General features: G+C 64.9%; 22 protein-coding genes and 1 tRNA gene. 4 read left to right on the top strand and 19 right to left on the bottom strand.

Going from position 1 to position 19,521, the window contains the following annotated elements; translation table 11 throughout:
* Positions 1–31: 31 nt before the first annotated feature.
* Positions 32–3,211: a type VI secretion system Vgr family protein gene (gene tssI, locus CFB41_RS01980; RefSeq protein WP_089455482.1), complete on the bottom strand. Its 3,180-nt coding sequence runs from the start codon at positions 3,209–3,211 to the stop codon at positions 32–34.
* A 321-nt stretch (positions 3,212–3,532) separates the two neighbouring features.
* Here tssI and CFB41_RS01975 point away from each other — a divergent pair, with 321 nt between their 5' ends.
* A complete protein-coding gene (locus CFB41_RS01975) occupies positions 3,533–4,333 on the top strand; it encodes a transporter substrate-binding domain-containing protein (RefSeq protein WP_089455481.1) in 801 nt (266 codons plus the stop codon).
* A gap of 59 nt (positions 4,334–4,392) precedes the next feature.
* Here CFB41_RS01975 and CFB41_RS01970 read toward each other — a convergent pair whose 3' ends face one another.
* Both CFB41_RS01970 and CFB41_RS01965 read right to left on the bottom strand, forming a co-directional pair.
* Positions 4,393–4,596 carry a hypothetical protein gene (locus CFB41_RS01970; protein WP_011350748.1) on the bottom strand — a complete coding sequence of 68 codons (204 nt, stop codon included), beginning with the start codon at positions 4,594–4,596 and terminating at the stop codon, positions 4,393–4,395.
* A gap of 357 nt (positions 4,597–4,953) precedes the next feature.
* The gene (locus CFB41_RS01965) at positions 4,954–5,496 is read right to left on the bottom strand and encodes a hypothetical protein (RefSeq protein WP_089455480.1); all 543 of its coding nucleotides are present in this window, start codon (positions 5,494–5,496) and stop codon (positions 4,954–4,956) included.
* Between the two features lie 459 nt (positions 5,497–5,955).
* On the opposite strand from CFB41_RS01965, the gene CFB41_RS01960 reads away from it, so the two are divergent.
* Both CFB41_RS01960 and CFB41_RS01955 read left to right on the top strand, forming a co-directional pair.
* Positions 5,956–6,978 carry a sensor histidine kinase gene (locus CFB41_RS01960; RefSeq protein WP_373558608.1) on the top strand — a complete coding sequence of 341 codons (1,023 nt, stop codon included), beginning with the start codon at positions 5,956–5,958 and terminating at the stop codon, positions 6,976–6,978.
* Position 6,979: 1 nt separating this feature from the next.
* On the top strand, positions 6,980–7,714 hold the full coding sequence (locus tag CFB41_RS01955; protein ID WP_089455478.1) for a LytTR family DNA-binding domain-containing protein: 735 nt from the start codon (positions 6,980–6,982) through the stop codon (positions 7,712–7,714).
* Positions 7,715–7,779: 65 nt separating this feature from the next.
* Here the strand turns inward: CFB41_RS01955 and CFB41_RS01950 are convergent, their stop codons facing one another.
* The 8 genes from CFB41_RS01950 to CFB41_RS01915 form a co-directional block, all read right to left on the bottom strand.
* The gene (locus CFB41_RS01950) at positions 7,780–8,331 is read right to left on the bottom strand and encodes a hypothetical protein (protein ID WP_179249944.1); all 552 of its coding nucleotides are present in this window, start codon (positions 8,329–8,331) and stop codon (positions 7,780–7,782) included.
* A 385-nt stretch (positions 8,332–8,716) separates the two neighbouring features.
* Positions 8,717–8,792 (bottom strand) — tRNA-Thr (locus tag CFB41_RS01945).
* 18 nt (positions 8,793–8,810) lie between these two features.
* Complete coding sequence (locus tag CFB41_RS01940) at positions 8,811–9,338, bottom strand: ClpXP protease specificity-enhancing factor (RefSeq protein ID WP_089455477.1); 528 nt, start codon at positions 9,336–9,338, stop codon at positions 8,811–8,813.
* Positions 9,339–9,409: 71 nt separating this feature from the next.
* On the bottom strand, positions 9,410–10,021 hold the full coding sequence (locus CFB41_RS01935; protein WP_006400565.1) for a glutathione S-transferase N-terminal domain-containing protein: 612 nt from the start codon (positions 10,019–10,021) through the stop codon (positions 9,410–9,412).
* Positions 10,022–10,113: 92 nt separating this feature from the next.
* Positions 10,114–10,872 (bottom strand): cytochrome c1, encoded by a 759-nt coding sequence (locus CFB41_RS01930; RefSeq protein WP_039366615.1) that lies wholly within the window; start codon positions 10,870–10,872, stop codon positions 10,114–10,116.
* A gap of 21 nt (positions 10,873–10,893) precedes the next feature.
* Positions 10,894–12,276, bottom strand: coding sequence for a cytochrome bc complex cytochrome b subunit (locus CFB41_RS01925; RefSeq protein ID WP_089455476.1), 1,383 nt, complete (start codon positions 12,274–12,276; stop codon positions 10,894–10,896).
* Positions 12,273–12,893, bottom strand: coding sequence for a ubiquinol-cytochrome c reductase iron-sulfur subunit (gene petA, locus CFB41_RS01920; protein ID WP_039366620.1), 621 nt, complete (start codon positions 12,891–12,893; stop codon positions 12,273–12,275). Before petA ends, CFB41_RS01925 begins: the two co-directional genes overlap by 4 nt.
* 218 nt (positions 12,894–13,111) lie before the next feature.
* Positions 13,112–13,858: a Nif3-like dinuclear metal center hexameric protein gene (locus CFB41_RS01915; protein ID WP_089439076.1), complete on the bottom strand. Its 747-nt coding sequence runs from the start codon at positions 13,856–13,858 to the stop codon at positions 13,112–13,114.
* A gap of 21 nt (positions 13,859–13,879) precedes the next feature.
* On the opposite strand from CFB41_RS01915, the gene CFB41_RS01910 reads away from it, so the two are divergent.
* Entirely contained in the window at positions 13,880–15,085 is a 1,206-nt protein-coding gene (locus CFB41_RS01910) for a Do family serine endopeptidase (RefSeq protein ID WP_089424342.1), read from the top strand.
* A 212-nt stretch (positions 15,086–15,297) separates the two neighbouring features.
* On the opposite strand, the gene tatC is transcribed toward CFB41_RS01910, so the two are convergent.
* The 8 genes from tatC to hisF all read right to left on the bottom strand — a co-directional run bounded on the left by tatC (position 15,298) and on the right by hisF (position 19,419).
* Positions 15,298–16,086 carry a twin-arginine translocase subunit TatC gene (tatC, locus tag CFB41_RS01905; protein ID WP_046544799.1) on the bottom strand — a complete coding sequence of 263 codons (789 nt, stop codon included), beginning with the start codon at positions 16,084–16,086 and terminating at the stop codon, positions 15,298–15,300.
* 41 nt (positions 16,087–16,127) lie between these two features.
* Positions 16,128–16,658, bottom strand: coding sequence for a Sec-independent protein translocase protein TatB (gene tatB, locus CFB41_RS01900; protein WP_089439074.1), 531 nt, complete (start codon positions 16,656–16,658; stop codon positions 16,128–16,130).
* A gap of 26 nt (positions 16,659–16,684) precedes the next feature.
* Complete coding sequence (gene tatA, locus CFB41_RS01895) at positions 16,685–16,915, bottom strand: Sec-independent protein translocase subunit TatA (protein ID WP_089439073.1); 231 nt, start codon at positions 16,913–16,915, stop codon at positions 16,685–16,687.
* A gap of 93 nt (positions 16,916–17,008) precedes the next feature.
* Positions 17,009–17,374 (bottom strand): histidine triad nucleotide-binding protein, encoded by a 366-nt coding sequence (locus CFB41_RS01890; RefSeq protein ID WP_089455475.1) that lies wholly within the window; start codon positions 17,372–17,374, stop codon positions 17,009–17,011.
* 31 nt (positions 17,375–17,405) lie between these two features.
* Positions 17,406–17,798 carry a DUF4870 domain-containing protein gene (locus CFB41_RS01885; RefSeq protein ID WP_046544796.1) on the bottom strand — a complete coding sequence of 131 codons (393 nt, stop codon included), beginning with the start codon at positions 17,796–17,798 and terminating at the stop codon, positions 17,406–17,408.
* Positions 17,799–17,867: 69 nt separating this feature from the next.
* Positions 17,868–18,233, bottom strand: coding sequence for a phosphoribosyl-ATP diphosphatase (locus tag CFB41_RS01880; RefSeq protein ID WP_006485344.1), 366 nt, complete (start codon positions 18,231–18,233; stop codon positions 17,868–17,870).
* On the bottom strand, positions 18,230–18,646 hold the full coding sequence (hisI, locus tag CFB41_RS01875) for a phosphoribosyl-AMP cyclohydrolase (RefSeq protein ID WP_089455474.1): 417 nt from the start codon (positions 18,644–18,646) through the stop codon (positions 18,230–18,232). The genes CFB41_RS01880 and hisI overlap by 4 nt, the downstream gene beginning before the upstream one ends.
* Positions 18,646–19,419, bottom strand: coding sequence for an imidazole glycerol phosphate synthase subunit HisF (gene hisF, locus CFB41_RS01870; RefSeq protein WP_089455473.1), 774 nt, complete (start codon positions 19,417–19,419; stop codon positions 18,646–18,648). Before hisF ends, hisI begins: the two co-directional genes overlap by 1 nt.
* Between the last annotated feature and the right edge of the window lie 102 nt (positions 19,420–19,521).

Below are 19,521 nucleotides of genomic sequence, written 5' to 3'. Positions count from 1 at the left end.
TCTGTTCTCGAATAGGTGAAAGGGGCGATGCTCAGCTCATTTTCAGCACGGCTGCGGCGCTACGCGCCGTCTGCGCGAGACCGCTGACCTGCTGAGCGGCGGCACTCAACTGGCCCGCTTGCGACAGCGCCGCCTGCGCTCCCGCCGGCAGCATATTGGCCGCAGCCTGCTGTGCGATACCGAGGCCCTGGCCTGCCACCGCCTTCGCCAACGCGGCTCCGCCCTGCGACGCCGAGCTCGCCAATCCCGCGACCGTTTTCGCCGCACCCAGTGCATTCGACGCACCCGCCGGCAACATGCCGCCTACCGCCTGCTGCGCCATGCCCACGCCTTGACCAACGGCGGCCTTCGCCAGCGCCGCGCCACCCTGCGTCGCCGCACCGGCCAGGCCCGTCAGCGCGCCGGCGGCACCGCCTGCTGCCGACAAAAACGAACCGAGCTGCGCCTGCGCGGTTTCCGCGGCGCCTGCCGCCGGCGCCGGATTGGCCGGCCACGGCGCCACATCGAACCGGCTCGACTGCTGATCCTGCGAGCGGGGATCCTCCCCGAACTTCACCTGCACCGCCCCCGGTGGCAGGCCGCTCACGATCATGTGCCCGTTGTTATCGAGCGCTCCTTTCTTCAACAGCCCGCCATTCGCATCGAACACCGAGAACAAACCGCCCTTCACCGGTTGGCCGTTCCCGTACGTATGCAACAACTCCAACTGCCCCGGCTGATCGGGCCGCGGGCTCGGCAACGGATACCCCATGCTCGCCGGCCCCGCGAACGTATGCGACGCCCCCTTCACATCCACCGCACCCGGCGTATGAATCTCGATGTTCCCGCCTTGAATGCGGATATACCCGCCGCCGCTCGTCAGCAGGATCCCCTGATCAGCCGCGATCTCGATCCGGTCCGTCGCCGACACCACCTTCACCGCCTTCTGCGCGGTCACCTCGATGTTGTCCGACTGCGCCTGGATCTCCACCTTGCCCTTGCCCGCGAACAGCTTCATCCCCGCGTTCTGTACGAACAGGCTCAGCTTCTGCCCGATGCTCCCGATCAGCGACTTGCCCGCCGCGACGTGCACACTCTGCCCGCTCGCCACGTTCACGTGATCGTTCGCGACCACATGTACCGACTGCTGCGTCGACATCCCGATCCCCGACGGGCTGCCGAACAGCATCACCGGCTCCTTGAACGCGTTCGCGTTACCGGTGCCGCCGCCTGCCGTACGCCCGCCCGACGCGCTACCCGATGCGCTGTCCTGCGTCGCATCCGTGAACGCGCGCATCGTGTCCTGCGCGTCCTTCAGGCTTTCCGCCTGATGCTGCTCGCTCACGCCCGACATCGCCTCGACGAGGCTCTCGCCCGTCACGAGCTGCTGCTGCGCTTCCTTCACGTCGAGCGGCTGGCTGTTCGCCGCCTTCGGGTGCGTCGTCACGTACAGGCCCTGGCTCGCCCGCACCGCGCCATACGCATCCGAGCGCAGGTCGAACCCGCTGCCGAGGTACGACCCGCGCGAATTGCCGTTCTGGTCGATGATGTAGCCCAGATGCAGCAGGCTGTTCGCGCTGCTGCTCATCAGCTGCACGCGGTTCTGCCCGGTCGCGTCGTCCATCACGAGCTGGTTGTAGCCGCCGCCCGAATACTCCTTCGACCGATACCCGGACAGGATCCCGTCGGTATGCCATTGCGGCTGGTTCGCACCGTTGTACACGCGCCCGACCGCGAGCGGCCGGTCGCAGTCGCCGCCCACATAATCGATCAGCACTTCCTCGCCGATGCGCGGCACATGCACGCCGCCGTAGCCGCCGCCCGTATCCGACTGCACGACGCGCACCCAGCACGACGCGTTCTCGTTACCCGGATTCAGGCGGTCCCACACGAACTGCACGCGGATCCGGTTCAACTCGTCGGTATAGACCTCCTCGCCCTGCGGCCCGACGACGATCGCCGTCTCGAGATGCATCTCCGGCTTGTGATGTTCGAACGGGCTGCGATACGGCACGCTCACGCGCTGCGCTTCGACTTCGACGAGATAGAACCCGGCCGATCCGTCGTCGTGCTGCACGCGAAACGCGGGATCGGTACCGTAGTTGTCCTGTGCCTGCGTCAACGCTTCGCGCAGGCTGTACGGAAAGTCCGCGCTGTCGCTTGCGACGGGCAGATTGTTCTCGATCCACCACGCCACCTCGATCGCGGCGAATTCGCGCTGATCCGCGGGATCACGATCGTGCTCGGGATGGTCGGCCAGCGTGAAGCGCCGGCCGGCATCGATCGCGCGCACCCCGCCCGCGGCATGGAAACGCTTCGCCCGCGACTCCCACTCCTCCATCTTGATCTTCGTCAGATGGTCGCCGCGCGTCTGGTCGAGATAGGTGTAGGCGCCCGTGTACTCGTAAACTTCGAGTTGATCCGGCAACTCGCCCTGGCCGCCCATCGTCGGCAGCGACGTGCCTTTCGGGTTCGACGGCTGCGAAGGATTCTTGTAGTCGAACGTGCGCGTCGTACGCGTCACGCTCTGCAGCGTGCGCGTACCCGACCATTGCGTGAACGCGTCGGGTTCGCTGGCCGCGTCGCCGCGATAAAAGCGCACGGTTTCCGGCGACAGCGGGGCGAACGCCTGCAGGTTGTCGGTGATCACGAGCGTATGCGACTTGCCGTTGTCGGCCTGCTGCCATGCGCTGTAGAGCCCTTCGCTCTCCATCAGCCGATGCACGAAATGCCAGTCGGTATCGTGCTGTCGCGTGTACGAGCGGTTCGGCAAGGGCTTCGACAGCGCGAAGCGGAAATGCCCCTGCGCCTGCGGGTGCTGGTTCAGCACGTCGCTGATGATCTGGTCGACGGTCGTGTCGTTCCAGAGACGCTGATCGCGACGAAACTTCAGGAAGTGGGTGAAATCGGCGAACGCGAGCTGATAGGTCGTGAGCCCACCGTCGTCACCGAGCCGGCGCGCGGTATGCACATAGCCATTGATCGGCCGGTAACCAAGATCGCCTTGCTGGATCCACAACGTGACGGGCTGGGCGATCAGCTTTTTAAGTTCCACATCGCTGTCGGTCGACAGCACGTCGAGCGTGAACTCGTATGCGCGCCCAATACGTGAGCGACCGACTGCCCGCTGAACGGTCAGGACGTTGGCCCCCAATGGCGTATCGAGCTTCAGCAACCGGTCCTGCTGAAGCAATCCGCCGCGCAACGCGGCGATTGTGTTCTGCATGTTCATGAACGGCCTTTTTTCTTTTGACACGCCCTCGGATGGCGCGAGCATTCGATTTTGCTCGCGCGATTTTACAGACAAAACTTCGCAAACTCTCGAATCTGACCTGATTTAAACGAGCAGAATCCGACCCGCCCGCGTGCCACGCTGGCGGACGGCAACCACGCCCGCCGTGCCGCACATCGATGAAATCGCTTTCAATCAGGGCCAATTCGACTTCCGGCGCGGCCCGGTTGCGAGTAGTGTCTACGTGCCCGTCTTGCGGCCCGCCGCGCCCCACCCGGCGCCGGCGCTCACCCACACCACGCTGACCACTGGAGATCTGCGATGAAACGTTCGAAGTTCCTGCTGTCGGGCCTGCTGCTTGCGTCGGCCCTCGGTTTCACGGCCGTTGCCGCGCACGCGGACGACCTGCTCGATTCAGTGAAGAAAGCCGGCGTGCTGCGCGTCGGCCTCGAAGGCACGTATCCGCCGTTCAACTCGCGCGGCACGTCTGGGCAACTCGAAGGCTTCGACGTCGACGTCGCGAACGCGGTCGCCGGCAAGCTCGGCGTGAAGACGCAGTTCGTCCCGACCGAATGGAGCGGCATCATCGCGGGCCTGCAGGCCGGCAAGTTCGACGTGATCGTCAATCAGGTCACGATCACGCCGCAGCGCAAGGAAGCGCTCGACTTCAGCCAGCCGTACACGTACTCGGCAGCGCAGCTGATCCAGCGCAAGGACGACACGCGCAACTTCAAGTCGCTCGACGACTTCAAGGGCAAGAAGCTCGGCGTGACGCTCGGCACCAACTATGACCAGATGGCGCGCACCGTGCCCGGCATCGAGGTGCAGACGTATCCGGGCGCGCCGGAGAAGCTGCGCGACCTCGCCGCGGGCCGGATCGAGGCGACGCTCGACGACCGCCTGATGCTGCCGTACATGATCAAGACGTCGAACCTGCCGCTGCGCGCGGGCGCGGTGCTGAACGGCGGCAAGCAGGAAATGGCGATCCCGTTCCGCAAGGGCAACCCGAAGTTCGAGAAAGCGATCAACGACGCGCTCGACTCGCTGCACAAGGACGGCACGTTGAAGAAGATCTCGATGCACTGGTTCGGCAGCGACGTGACCGTCCCGGTCGCGCAGTAAGCGGCCCGGCGCTTCAACGCGTCACGCCCTTCGTCTCGACGAAGGCGTGACGCCTCCCCTCAAGCCGCTTCGTCGAAGCGCGCCAGCAGCATCTGGCCGATTGGTGTCAGCGCCGGGCGCGCGGCCACGGCATTCATTCGCACCTGCGTATCGTCGACCAGCCGCTTCTCGACCAGCACGGCGAAGGCCGGATTCGACGGATCGACGCTGTCCGGCGCACGCGCGACGCGCAACAGCATCGAGAATTCATGCGGACTCAGCATGGTCCCTGTCTCCTGATCGTCCGCGGCCCGGTTCGAACCGTCGTCGATCGTATTTTCGAATGAAATGGCGCGATGCATGACCGCTGCGCCGCCGGGAGCGAGATCCCGGTCGGCCCCCACCTGCGACGCGGGCACGTCGTCGCGAGCGGGTTGCGCACGTTCCCGGTCCGGCAGTGCCGCCACGACGGGAACGTGCAACGTTATGGGCCCCCCATGACGCGACCGTGACAGGAAAACGGGGCGCAAATCGGTGCACGTCACGCGCCGTTTCGGTTCGAGGCCGCCACGATTGACGAAGACGGGCCGCATCCCCTGTCAGGCCGTCAGTTGCCCGCTCGCCGGGCGTTTCGCACCCCGTCATCGCGGATCGACCGAATACGGGAAACTCCCCTGCTTCGATCCGCTCGCATGGCGCATGCAGCGCACGACCACGTTCACCGCGCGCCCGAGTGTCATCCCGATGAGCACGCCCCATACCGCGAACGACAGCATCACGAAGCCGCCCGTCGCCGCCCACGGCGCATGCACGGCGACCGCGTAATGGATGCCGGTTTCGGCGACGAACGTCAGCATCAGCGTGGCGAGCAGGCTCGCATCGCCGGGCAGGCGCACGCGCAGACCCGACGAGGCCGGACGGAACGCGAGCCGCCACCGGCTTGCGTGCAGCCAGCCCAGCGCCGCGCCGCCCAGGACGGCCGCCAGCGCGACTGCGTTCGCGTCGATGCCCGCATGCGGAAAGCGCCCGTTCAGGCTGACGATGCCGAGCATCCCGAACGCGACCGGCGAGATCAGCGGTCGGACAGCCGGCACCTCGCGCGGGAAACAGCGCTTGATGCCGATATAGAGCAGCACGCAGAACATCACGTACACGTAAGGCTTCAGGTGGAGGAGCGCGGACATGGTCGGAGTCGCCTGATCGGAGTGGACACGGCAATACCGTACTGCCCGATCCCGACAGACGGCGGGGCTTGCGACGGGCGGCCGAAATTCGCGGACGAGTGGCGCGTCGCGGCGATGATCGTTCGGCTGATCGAGAAGACCGATGTGCCCGAGAATCCGGCGGCCGGTGACTTCCGAACCGAAAGGCCGGCGCTTCATGCTCGACACGACACCGGCCGCGCCTGGTGTCCTTCCGCAGCCCCTTCCACTACACTCGTGACGGAAACCGGCCAACCGTCGGCAGCCGACGCGCTTCGTCGCGGCCGCGCACCGTTCGTCGCAATGCGTGCGCAGTCAGCCCGCCCGGCAGTAAGGTCAAGACCATCAGCGCATCGCGCGCCCTCCTCACCCGACACCATGCGAGCCACGTCCGACCCTTCGCCGATTTCGCCGCCCCCCGCCAGCGCGGCACCGCGATTGTTGCGCGATCCGGCCGCACTGCTCGCGTTCGCGTGCTTCAACTCGGTAGTCGGCCTGGGTTTCTGGGCACTCCATTTCCAGGAACCGCTGTTGCCCGACCTCGTCGTCGCCAACGCGATCGGTTTCTCCGCGCTGCTGCTCAGTCACGCCGCCGACTGGCTCCTGCCGCGCAAGCCGGGGCTCGCGCTCAAGGCTATCGTGATCGCACCGGCCAGCGTGCTCATCGGTTTCGAGATCACGGCAGCGATCATCAGCGGAAACGTGCCGCACGTGTTCGGGCGCGCCCGCATCGGCACGTGGGACAACTACGGGCCGTCGTTTCTCATCTCGGCGATCCTGTTCGTGTGCGTGTCGCTGTTCCTGCAGTCGATGCGCATGCGCGCGACGCTCGAGACCGAGCGCCGCGAAGCCGCCGAGGCACGCCAGGCCGAGACGGCCGCGCGCCTGGCGCTGCTGCAGGCGCAGATCGAGCCGCACTTCCTGTTCAATACGCTCGCGAACGTGCAGAGCCTGATCGAGCGCGATCCGGCGCGCGCGTCGACGATGCTCGACAGCCTGAACCGCTACTTGCGTGCGAGCCTGCGACGCACGCGCGATGCGACGTCGACGCTCGGCGAGGAGCTCGAGCTCGTCGACGCGTTGCTGAAGATCGCGTCGATCCGGCTCGGCGAGCGGCTTTCCTATGCGATCGACGTGCCCGCGGATCTGCATGCGCTGCCGTTCTCGCCGCTGCTGCTGCAACCGCTCGTCGAGAATGCGCTGCTGCACGGGATCGAGCCGTCGATCGACGGCGGTGTGATCGTGATTCGCGGCAGGATGCGTGGCGACAGCCTGGAACTGAACGTGATCGATACGGGCGTCGGCCTCGGCAAAGGCGACTCGCGCCTGCACGGCGGCGTCGGGCTCGCCAACGTCGCAGCGCGCATCCGGACGCTGCACGGCGAGCGCGGCCGTGTCTGCGTCGAGACGAACGCCGCCGCCGCGCGTGGCGTCGCCGCTACCCTGCTGATTCCGATCGACTGACATGCCGACCGCTCTCATCGCCGACGACGAACCGAACCTGTCCACCTCCCTCGCGCAGCGGCTGGATCAGCTCTGGCCGGAACTGGATATCGTCGCGATGCCGCGCAACGGCATCGAAACGCTGGCTGCGCTGAACGCGTCGCCGCGCCCGGACATCGCGTTTCTCGACATCCGGATGCCCGGCATCGACGGGCTGAAGCTCGCGGCGCTGGCACCCGACGTGCACGTCGTGTTCGTCACGGCCTACGACGAATACGCGGTCGACGCGTTCGATCGTGCGGCGGTCGACTACCTGCTGAAACCGGTGACCGACGAGCGGCTGCTGCGCTGTATCGCGAAGCTGCAGCGCGGCGGGCCGGCGCTTGCGCAGGCCGATGCGCTCACGCAGGCGGCGCAAGCGCGGGACACGGCGCCGATCCGCTGGTTGACGGTAGGCGTCAAGGATGCGACACGGCTCGTCTCGGTCGACGACGTGCTGTACTTCCAGGCGTCGGAGAAATACACGGAAGTCGTCACGGCAGGCGAACGGCTCGTGATTCGCACGCCGCTGAAGGAACTGATGCAGCGGCTCGATCCGGCGCGGTTCGCGCAGGTGCATCGCGGCGTGATCGTTGCGTACGCAGCGATCGATCGTGTCGAGCGCGATCTGTTGGGACGGTTGCGGATCCGCGTGCATGGGCAGCGGGAGATGCTGCCGGTCAGTCGGGCGTATGCGGGGTTGTTCAGGCAGATGTGATGGTATCTGCCTCCATGCGCTGAACCAGGATGACACTGCAGCCATGCCGTTCGCTGGCGCGCGGTTCAATTGCAGGCGTCGAGCCCGAGCACACCTGTTTGCAGCATCACGCGTCCCTTGTCCTTGATGAACGACAGACTGTATGCGCGAATGCGCTGCCCGGCCTCGCACCGGGCACGGCTTGTATCGATCGAGTAATTGAATTCGGAAACGCACTGCCCGACAGGGAACGTTGACGACGTAAGCACGGCATCAGGACTGTGATCGCGTCCGGGATAGTACACATAGGCCGCGTCATGCGCATTCTTGAACGTCCCGAACACGTCCGGATGCTGCGCAAGGAATGTGGCAACGGCGCGCGCCCGTGCCGGACCGCTCGTCGTGGCCGCAAGCGACCGCGACAGTTCCGTGATGTTGGTACCCAGCGAAAACTTCGGCGCTGCGTACGCGGCGAAACCGTCCGGCGACGGAAATGTCGCCCAGAAGTCGCGATCCATCTGCCGGACCTCGGCTTGCGTCAGGCAGTCTTGCGCAGACGGTCGGGAAAATGCGGCAGCGCTGCCACCGGCCAGCACTGAAACCAGGACAGTGACGCACCACGTCTTAACGATCTGCATTTTTCTTTTTCTAGGCAAAGGTAATGTGAAACGCGTTATTGAGGTCTTGCGTTGTGCTCTTCTCGAGCTCGATGCTCTTGGCCAAATGGTCCTGCGCAAACCAGAGAACTGGCGGGCACGAAGAACCCCTTCCGTTCTGAGGCCTTCTGCATGCCGAAGTGGATCGTTCAACGCTACGAACGGCGCGCCCGTATTGAGGCGAGTCGGACCGACTGTCATGAAGCCGGCAACATTCGCCCACGAACGTGCCGCTACATTCAATGCCAAAACGATGAACCGAGCTATATGTCGCCACACGGAACCAGCGACAACCCGCGAGCCGGTAAAGTGAACGCAGAAACGACAAAGGGCCGGGAGGCAAAACCTCCCGGCCCTTCGTTCAATGTGGTGCCGGCTGCAGGACTCGAACCCGCCACCTGATGATTACAAATCAACTGCTCTACCAGATGAGCTAAGCCGGCGTAGCGCGAGATTCTACCTCATTTCACGATCTTGAGGCGAGGTCTGCTGCCACCTTTTGAACCGTCGCCATCGCCGTCGGTTTTCGGCGGCTCGTCGGCGCCTTCGGAGGGTTCCTCGTTCGCGCCGCTGTCGGCAACCGGCGTCAACGCAACAGGCGACTCGTCGCGCTGCGCATCATCCGTCTGCGCGGCTTCATCGTCGAACGCACCTGAATCCGCGCCTTCGCCCGCGACCGCATCGACCTGGAACGCCATGCCCTGCCCGTTCTCGCGCGCATAGATCGCGAGCACGTTGGCAACCGGAATCTCGATCTTGTGCGCCTTCCCGGAGAACCGGGCCGTGAACTCGATCCACTCGTTGCCCATCTGCAACTGGCTCGTCGCCTCGAAGCTGATGTTGAGCACGATCTCGCCGTCACGCACGAACTGACGCGGCACGCGCGTCGAGTTGTCGACCCTCACCGCGATATGCGGCGTGTAACCGTTATCGGTGCACCACTCGTACAACGCGCGCAGCAGATAAGGCTTCGTTGAAATCTCTTGCATCACAATCCTCGAACCCGGAGCGGGGGCGCGGCACGCCGCGCCGCCCTCTCCGTCATGCACTCATTGCACCATCAACGACGCATGACCTTTTCGGACGGCGTCAGTGCTTCGATGTAGGCCGGACGGCTGAAGATCCGCTCGGCGTACTTCATCAGCGGCGCTGCGTTCTTCGACAGCTCGATGCCGTAGTGATCCAGACGCCACAGCAGCGGCGCGATCGCGACGTCGAGCATCGAGAATTCCTCGCCGAGCATGTACTTGTTCTTCACGAAGATCGGCGCGAGCTGCGTCAGGCGATCGCGGATCGCGAGGCGTGCCTTCTCGTGGTTCTTCTCCGCTGCCTTGCCCTTCTCGTTCTCGAGCGTGCTGACGTGGACGAACAGCTCCTTCTCGAAGTTGAGCAGGAACAGACGTGCACGTGCGCGCTGCACGGGGTCGGCCGGCATCAGTTGCGGATGCGGGAAGCGCTCGTCGATGTACTCGTTGATGATGTTCGATTCGTACAGGATCAGGTCGCGCTCGACCAGGATCGGCACCTGACCGTACGGGTTCATCACCGAAATGTCTTCCGGCTTGTTGAACAGGTCGACGTCACGGATTTCGAAGTCCATGCCCTTCTCGAACAGCACCAGCCGGCAACGCTGGGAGAACGGGCAAGTTGTGCCGGAATACAGAACCATCATGTTTGCGTTTCCTCAAAAAAGCCGAGGGCCGGCACGCGGCGAGCCCCTTCCGGGGTTCCACCTTGCGCCGGCCCCACGCCGGTCAGGCGTGATTACTTGATATCTTTCCAGTACGCGGCATTGAGCCGCCAGGCCAGGAAAGTCAGGACACCGAGAAAGATCAGCACCCATACGCCGAGGCGTTTGCGGGTCTGCTGAGCCGGCTCGGACATCCAGGTCATGTACGCCACCAGGTCGGCAACCGCAGAATCATAATCCACCGCGGACAGTGTCCCCGGTGTGACCTGCTGGAAGCCGACGAGCGTATGGACCTTCTCGCCCGTCTCCTCGTCCGTCTTGTCTTCGAATTTGGCGGTGCGCTGCCCCTGCAGCTGCCACAGTACATGAGGCATGCCGACGTTCTCGAACACCGCGTTGTTCCAGCCGCTCGGCCGTGTATCGTCGCGGTAGAAGCTCCGCAGATACGTATACAGCCAGTCGCGGCCGCGCGCGCGCTCCTCGACCGACAGGTCGGGCGGCGAGGTGCCGAGCCAGTTCTTCGCGTCTTCGGGCCGCATCGCGACGGACATCGTATTGCCGACCTTGTCGGTCGTGAACAGGAGATTCTTTTCGATCTCCTTCTGGGATATGCCCAGATCCGTCAGACGGTTGTAGCGCATCAGGTTCGCGCTGTGGCAGTTCAGGCAATAGTTTACAAACAATTGCGCGCCGTGCTGAAGCGAAACGAGATTTTCCGTGTTATCGGGCGCCCGGTCGAGCGGAAAATTACCTTCCGCCCGAACCGCCGGCGCCACCAGCAGCGCACACGCGGTCGCCCCGATCAGCGCGAGTGTCGAAAGCAGTTTCTTCATGTCGTTCTCTCCTCGCTCACGTTAATGGGGCTTGAAGCGCACCCGCTCCGGCGGCTGCTTGAACGTGCCAAGCGGCGTCCAGACGGGCATGCCGAGGAAGAACGCGAAGTAGATCAGCGCACAGGCCTGCGCGATCAGCGTCGAAGCCGGCGATGGCGGCCGCGTGCCGAGGAACCCGAGGGTCAGGAACGCCACGACGAAGATCCCGAGGAACACCTTGTGGAACAGCGGCCGGTAGCGGATCGACTTCACCGGGCTGCGGTCGAGCCACGGCAGGAAGAACAGCGAGACCACCGCGGAACCCATCACGACGACGCCCCAGAACTTCGACTCCGTCAGGTACATGAACACGACGATCGCCGCGGCCAGCACCGGCAGGCCGACCTTCCACTTGCCGCGCGCGCGGATCAGCGCGAGCACGCCGAGCAGCGCGATCACGATCATCAGCACGATCTTGAACGGGTCGGTGGTCGCGCGCAGCATCGCGTAGAACGCGGTGAAGTACCAGACCGGCGCGATCTCGGGCGGCGTCTGCAGCGGGTTCGCCGGGACGAAGTTGTTCGCCTCGAGGAAGTAGCCGCCCATCTCCGGCGAGAAGAACACGATCAGCGCGAACACCATCAGGAACCCGCACACGCCGAGGAAATCGTGCACCGAGTAGTACGGGTGGAACGGGATGCCGTCGAGCGGAATACCGTTCTCGTCCTTCTTCGCCTTGATCTCGATGCCGTCCGGGTTGTTCGAGCCCACTTCGTGCAGCGCGACGAGGTGCGCGATCACGAGGCCGACCAGCACGAGCGGAATCGCGATCACGTGGAACGCGAAGAAGCGGTTCAGCGTGACGTCCGACACGACGTAGTCGCCGCGAATCCACAGCGACAGGTCCGGGCCGACGAACGGGATCGCCGAGAACAGGTTCACGATCACCTGCGCGCCCCAGAACGACATCTGGCCCCACGGCAGCAGGTAGCCGAAGAACGCCTCGGCCATCAGGCACAGGAAGATCGCGCAGCCGAAGATCCACACCAGCTCGCGCGGCTTGCGGTACGACCCGTAGAGCAGCCCGCGGAACATGTGCAGGTAGACGACCACGAAGAACATCGACGCGCCCGTGGAGTGCATGTAGCGGATCAGCCAGCCCCACGGCACCTCGCGCATGATGTACTCGACCGACGCGAACGCGAGCGTCGAGTCGGGCTTGTAGTTCATCGTCAGGAAGATGCCGGTGACGATCTGGTTGACCAGCACCAGCAGCGCGAGGGAGCCGAAGAAGTACCAGAAGTTGAAGTTCTTCGGCGCGTAGTACTCGGAAACGTGCTTCTTCCAGGTGGACGTGAGCGGAAAGCGCTGATCGATCCAGCCGGTGAGACCTGTCGTGGAGACTTCCTTGTTGTCAGCCATCACGCTTCTCCTTTCTCGTCCTTGCCGATCACGAGGGTCGTTGCCGACGTGAACATGTAGGGCGGGATGTCGAGATTCTGAGGCGCCGGTTTGTTCTTGAACACACGGCCGGCGAGGTCGTAGGTCGAACCATGGCACGGGCAGAGGAAACCGCCCGGCCAGTCGTCCGGCAGGTTCGGCTGCGGACCCGGCGTGAAGCGTTGGCTTGGCGTGCAGCCGAGGTGCGTACACACGGCCATCACGACGAGAATGTTCTTGCGATCGGCCCGCGCGCGATATTCGTTCGCGCAATACGCGGGCAACGGCATCGTATAAGGCTTTTCGGTGGTCGGATCGGCCACTTCCTTGTCGGCCTTGACCACATCGGCGAGCATCGCGTCGGTGCGGTTCAGGATCCACACCGGCTTGCCGCGCCACGGCACCGTGACCATTTCACCAGGCTTCAGCCCGCTGATGTCGACTTCGACCGGTGCACCGGCCGCTTTCGCTTTCGCGGACGGCGCAAGCGACGCCGCGAAAGGTATGACGGTGGCTACGCCTCCCACGCCACCTGCTACGGATGTCGCAATCAGCCAGGTACGGCGGCCGCTGTCGACGCGTTTCTCTTCCTTGTCTCGCATCACACGCCCCACTTCTGAGTTGGATTTTCCGTCACGACTTTTCATTCCGCCGCTAGTTTGCGCGAATGGAGTCGCCATTTACAAGGCCCGGAGATGAAAATCCCTTCGAAGTGATTGATAGTTAAGGGTTTCCCCCCACTATCGGAGCGATTAAATCATTTCGCTTTTAAGCGTTTGCTACATTGCGAAATTTCGATGCGCTGCCGCAAATCCGGCATTCAGACCGGGTTATGGATATCGATAAAAAGGTGTTCGATATCGAATTCTTCGGACAAGTGGGCGCCAAGTGCCTGGATTCCGTAGCGCTCGGTCGCATGGTGCCCTGCCGCAACGAACGCGACACCGCTCTCGGCCGCCGTATGCGTCACGTATTCGGACACCTCGCCGGTCAGGAACACGTCCGCGCCGGCGTCGATCGCCGCGTCGAAATAGCTTTGCGCGGCGCCCGTGCACCACGCGATGCGGCGCAGCTGCATGTCCGGATCGCCGAGTACGAGCGGCGTGCGGCCAAGCGTGCGCTCGACCTTCGCGACGAAGTGCTCGAGCGTGACGGGCATCGGCAGCGTCGCCATCCAGCCGAGGTCGCCTTCGCCGAACCGCTGCTCGCCGATCAGGCCGAGCCGGTCGCCGAGCTGCGCGTTGTTGCCGAATTCGGGATGCGCGTCGAGCGGCAGGTGGAACGCGAACAGGTTAAGGTCGTTCGCGAGCAGCAGCTTCAGGCGCTGGTACCTGCGGCCCGTGATCTGCGGCGGCTCGTTGCGCCAGAAATAGCCGTGATGGACCAGCACGGCATCTGCCCCCCATTCGAGCGCGGCTTCGAGAAACGCGACCGACGCCGTCACGCCGGTCGCGATCTTGTCGATCTTGCGACGCCCCTCGACCTGGAGGCCATTCGGGCAATAGTCCTTGAAGCGCGCGGTTTCAAGGGTATTGTTCAAGTACAATTCAAGTTCGATCCGATCCATATAAACCTCTAATCCATTCAGATGCTTAGACGCTTCTGGCTGTTCTTCGCGCAGGCGGTTACCGTGCTGCTCGCGCTGATGTTCATCGTCGTGACGCTCAAGCCGCAATGGCTGCAACGGCAAGGACAGCTCGGCAAGCAGCTCGCCACGCCGATCGTCGCGCTGCGCGAAGTCGCGCCGGGCATCGGCGGCGCACCGGCGACCACGTCGTACGCCGAAGCCGCGCAAAAGGCGATGCCGGCCGTCGTCAACGTGTTCTCCAGCAAGGACGGCTCGCTGCCGCCCGACCCGCGCGCGAAAGATCCGCTGTTCCGCTACTTCTTCGGCGACCGCAACGCCCGCAAGCAGCAGGACGAACCGGCCGCCAACCTTGGCTCGGGCGTTATCGTGAGCCCTGAAGGTTACATTCTAACGAACCAGCACGTCGTGGACGGCGCCGACCAGATCGAAGTCGCGCTCGCCGACGGCCGCACGGCCACCGCGAAGGTGATCGGCAGCGATCCCGAAACCGATCTCGCCGTGCTGAAGATCAACATGACGAACCTGCCGACGATCACGCTCGGCCGCTCCGACCAGTCGCGGGTCGGCGACGTCGTGCTCGCGATCGGCAACCCGTTCGGCGTCGGCCAGACGGTCACGATGGGGATCATCAGCGCGCTGGGCCGCAACCACCTCGGCATCAACACGTTCGAGAACTTCATCCAGACCGATGCGCCGATCAACCCCGGCAACTCGGGCGGCGCGCTGGTCGACGTGAACGGCAACCTGCTCGGCATCAACACCGCGATCTACTCGCGTTCGGGCGGCTCGCTCGGCATCGGCTTCGCGATCCCCGTGTCGACCGCGCGCACGGTGCTGGAAAGCATCATCACGACGGGCTCGGTCACGCGCGGCTGGATCGGCGTCGAGCCCCAAGACGTCACGCCGGAGATCGCCGAGTCGTTCGGGCTGACGCAGAAATCGGGCGCGATCGTCGCCGGCGTGCTGCAGGGCGGCCCGGCCGACAAGGCCGGCATCAAGCCGGGCGACATCCTGATCTCGGTCAACGGCGACGAGATCACCGACACCACGAAGCTGCTGAACACCGTCGCGCAAATCAAGCCCGGCACGGCGACCAAGGTGCACGTCGTGCGCAAGGGCAAGGCATTCGACCTGAACGTGGTGATCGGCAAGCGCCCGCCGCCGCCGAAGCAGGCGCTCGACGAGCAGGACAGCGATACCGAGTGACGTCGGGCGAGCGGCGCGCGGCCGCATGCCCGGACACCGTCGGGAAATGACAAAGGGCAGCCGGTTGGCTGCCCTTTTGCTTTGTCTCGAAAGACCAGTGTTGCCGGGCAGATGGCCCCATCCTCCGCTTACCGACCGACTACGCCACCGGGTTTCGCTCAAGCCCGGCACCCGGATGTCCGGCCACCCACGCGCCGCCCGGTGCGCTGCCGTCAACTGGCGGCTTCGCCGTTCTCCGCCTCGCCTTCCTCGGCCGGCTTCTTCGGCACGAAGAACCGCGCCGCCAGCAGCCCGATCTCGAACAGCACGACCAGCGGCAAGGCGAGCATCAGTTGCGAGAACACGTCCGGCGGCGTGACGACCGCCGCGACGACGAACGCGCCGACGATCACGTACGGACGCATCTCCTTCAACTTCTTCAGCGACAGCACGCCCATCCGGACGAGCAGCACGACGACGATCGGCACCTCGAACGTCACCCCGAACGCGATGAACATCCCGAGCACGAAGCTCAGGTAGTTGTCGATGTCGGTGGTCATTTCCGCGCCGAGCGGCGCGTTGTAGTGCGCCATCACGCGGAAGATCGTCGGAAACACGAGGAAGTACGCGAACGCCATCCCGCACAGGAACAGCAGGTAACTGCTGCCGACGAGCGGCGCAACGAGCTTCTTCTCGTGCTGGTACAGGCCGGGCGCGACGAACGCCCAGATCTGGTACAGCACGATCGGCAGCGCGATCACGAGCGCGACGAGCATCGTGACCTTCATCGGCACGAAGAACGAGCCGGTGACGTCGGTGACGATCATCTTGCCGTCCTTCGGCAGGTTCTCCATCAGCGGCCGCGCGAGCAGCCGGAAGATGTCGGGCGCCCAGTAGACGAGCCCGAGGAACACGACGATCACGGCCGCGCCCGCGCGAATGATGCGATCGCGAAGCTCGACGAGATGGGAAATGAAGGTTTCTTCCGGGGCGTCGCCCGGGTTCTGCTGGGGGTCGCTCACACCGGCCCTCGGTAGGATTGACGAGCGAGCATGCGCTCGGCTCAGAAGAAGCGCGTCGGCCGGCGCAGGCTGGCCGGCTGGTGGCGCGCGACACGCGCGGCGCCCGACTGCACGTGCGTACGGCGGGTGGTCGCGCGCTTGTACCAGGCAGGCGCAGCCGCCTGCTTGACGCGCCAGTTGCGGCGCTTCGGCGCGAGCGCGGCCGTACTGCCGCGCCACGACGGCGTGGCAGGCATGCCGGAACCGATCGAACCGGCGTCGCCCGCCGCTTCGTTGAGACCGCCGACCGCGGAATGCCACGTGTCGTTCAGATCCTTCTCGTGCTCACGCAGGTTGTCGTGAATCGTCGTCTCGACATTGCGCGCGGCCGCCTCGAAATCGGTCTTCATCGTGCGCAACGCGTCGAGTTCGATTTCGCGCGAGACCTCGGCCTTCACGTCGTTGATGTACCGCTGCGCACGGCCGAACAGCGCGCCTGCCGTGCGCGCAACGCGCGGCAGGCGCTCGGGGCCGAGCACCACGAGCGCGACGACGCCGATCAGCGCCATCTTCGAAAGACCGAGATCCAGCATCGCGAATGCCTGTCAGCGTACCGGCGTTACGCCTTGTTCGAGTCGGAACGCGTCGTTTCCTTCGCGTTGACGTCGACCGAGCCCGCACGCGGCAGTTGCTGCGCGTCCGCCGGTGCTTCGCCGTCCTTCATGCCGTCCTTGAAACCCTTCACGGCGCTGCCGAGATCGTTGCCGATGTTGCGCAGCTTCTTCGTACCGAAAACCAGCGCGACGATCAGCAGCACGATCAGCCAGTGCCAAATGCTCAATCCACCCATGATGAAACCTCTCCTCAACCACGCCGCGATGCGGCGTAAATCGCCGGCAACGCGCCGGCTTCGACCATCGATGCGGGGAAACGCCCCGCGCCGTCAACCCATCCGCTGCCAGGGGCGCGGGCCGGCCAGGATATGCGCGTGCAGGTGGTAGACCTCCTGCCCGCCGCCCGGGCCCGTGTTGATCACCGTACGGAAACCGGTTTCGCCGCCCATATATGCGACGCCGAGCTGGCCGGCGAGACGCGAGACGAGCAGCATCAGCCGGCCGAGCATCGGTGCATCGGCATCGCTCGCCGCCGACAGCGTCGGCAGATGCTGGCGCGGAATCACGAGCACGTGTGTCTCGGCCGCCGGGCGGATGTCGCGGAACGCGACGAATTCGTCATCCTCGTGCACCTTCGTGCTCGGGATCTCGCCTGCCGCGATCTTGCAGAACAGGCAATTCGGATCGTGACTCATGTTGCTCCTGCAGACGCCCGAGCGCGGCCGGTCAGAACCAGGCCTGCGGATCGAGCGGCTTGTTGTCGTTCAGGTACAGCCAACCCTTGATGATACGGTACAGCGTCCAGATCCATGTGACAAACATCACTGCGAATCCGACCACCACGAACATCAGCGCGAACCCGATCACGTAGGCGATCAGCGCGCGCCAGAACGTGCGGATCTGCCACTCGAAGTGGGCCGCATACGGCGTACCGGCCACATCGTCGCGCTTCACGTAGTTGATGATGATCGCGATGATGCCCGTGACGCCGCCCGTCAGCCAATGAAACGCATAGAGGCCGTAGAGCACGTGAGTCAGCGTGCGCAGCCCGTTCAGGCGCTCGGCGTCCGCGGCCCCCGGCACCGACGGCGGCGGAAACTGGCTTGGCGTATCGGTCATGATGCTACCCCCGTTAGATGACAATTCTTACAGCTTACCGCACTGTGGCCATCCCGCGACAAGGGCCTGTCAACCGCCGTTTTCCTCGCGCTCGCGACGCTTGCGCAGGGCCTTCTCCTCGATACCCGACAGCCCTTCGCGGCGCTCGAGCTCGGCGATCACGTCGGCCGGGCTCAGGTCGAAATGCGACAGCATCACGAGGCAGTGGAACCACAGGTCGGCCACCTCGCCGACGAGCGCGGTCGGCGCGCCGCCCTGGCGCACGTCCTTCGCGGCCAGCACGACTTCCGTCGCCTCTTCGCCGATCTTCTTCAGCACCGCGTCGTCGCCCTTGTGGAACAGGCGCGATACGTACGATTGATCGGGATCGCCGCCCTTGCGGCTATCGATCACGGCCGCGAGGCGCAGCAGCGTGTCTTCGGTCGATTGCGTCATTTGTAGATGTGTTCGGGATCTTTCAGCACCGGTTCGACCGCGACCCAGTCGCCGCTGTCGACGGTGCCTTCGAATTTCTGGAAGAAGCACGAATGCCGGCCGGTGTGGCACGCGATGCCCGACACCTGCTCGACCTTCAGCAGCACGACGTCCTCGTCGCAGTCGAGCCGCACCTCGTGCACGTGCTGCACGTGGCCCGACTCCTCGCCCTTGAACCACAGGCGCTTGCGCGAGCGCGAATAGTAGACCGCGCGCTGCGTCTCGATCGTCTTCGCCAGTGCCTCGCGGTTCATCCACGCGAACATCAGCACGTCGTTCGTCGACGCTTCCTGCGCGATCACCGGCACGAGGCCGTTGTCGTCCCAGCGGACCTTGTCGAGCCACGCGGGCAATGCATTCGATTCCGTATTCATCACAGCCTCACCGGGATGCCCTGGTCGGCCATGAAGCGCTTCGCCTCGCCGACCGTGTGCTCGCCGTAGTGGAAGATACTCGCGGCCAGCACCGCGTCGGCGCGGCCGTCCTTGATGCCGTCGGCCAGGTGCTGCAGCGAGCCGACACCGCCCGATGCGATCACCGGCACCGGCACCGCGTCCGACACGCCGCGCGTGAGCGCGAGGTCGAAGCCCGACTTGGTGCCGTCGCGGTCCATGCTCGTGAGCAGGATCTCGCCCGCGCCGAGGTCGGCCATCTTGCGCGCCCATTCGATCGCGTCGAGGCCCGTATTCTTGCGGCCGCCGTGCGTAAAGACTTCCCAGCGCGGCGTCTCGCCATCGGCCGACACGCGCTTCGCGTCGATCGCGACGACGATGCACTGCGAGCCGTACTTGTCGGCCGCGTCGCGCACGAGCTGCGGGTTCGCGACCGCCGACGAATTCATGCTGACCTTGTCCGCGCCCGCGTTCAGCAGGCGCCGCACGTCCTCGACGGCGCGCACGCCGCCGCCGACGGTCAGCGGAATGAAGACCTGCGACGCGACGGCTTCGATGATCGGCAGGATCAGGTCGCGCTGGTCGGACGTCGCGGTGATGTCGAGGAACGTCAGTTCGTCGGCGCCCTGGTCGTCGTAGCGGCGGGCGATTTCGACGGGATCGCCGGCATCGCGCAGCTCGACGAAGTTGACGCCCTTGACGACACGCCCGGCAGTCACGTCCAGGCAGGGGATGATGCGTTTAGCTAGAGCCATGATGTTGCGCCAAATGCCGCGATGGGACGGCCGGTTGCGGAAAGCCTCGCGCGAGGCTTCCGGTCGGGGCCGCCTGCAGGCAGCCCCGGCGAGCGGGACAAC

This window comes from Burkholderia sp. AU33803 (assembly GCF_002223095.1).
In the GTDB taxonomy this organism is placed as follows: Bacteria; Pseudomonadota; Gammaproteobacteria; order Burkholderiales; family Burkholderiaceae; genus Burkholderia.
The sequence above is the reverse complement of the archived record's forward strand: the minus strand, read 5'-3'. Positions and strand labels throughout refer to the sequence as shown.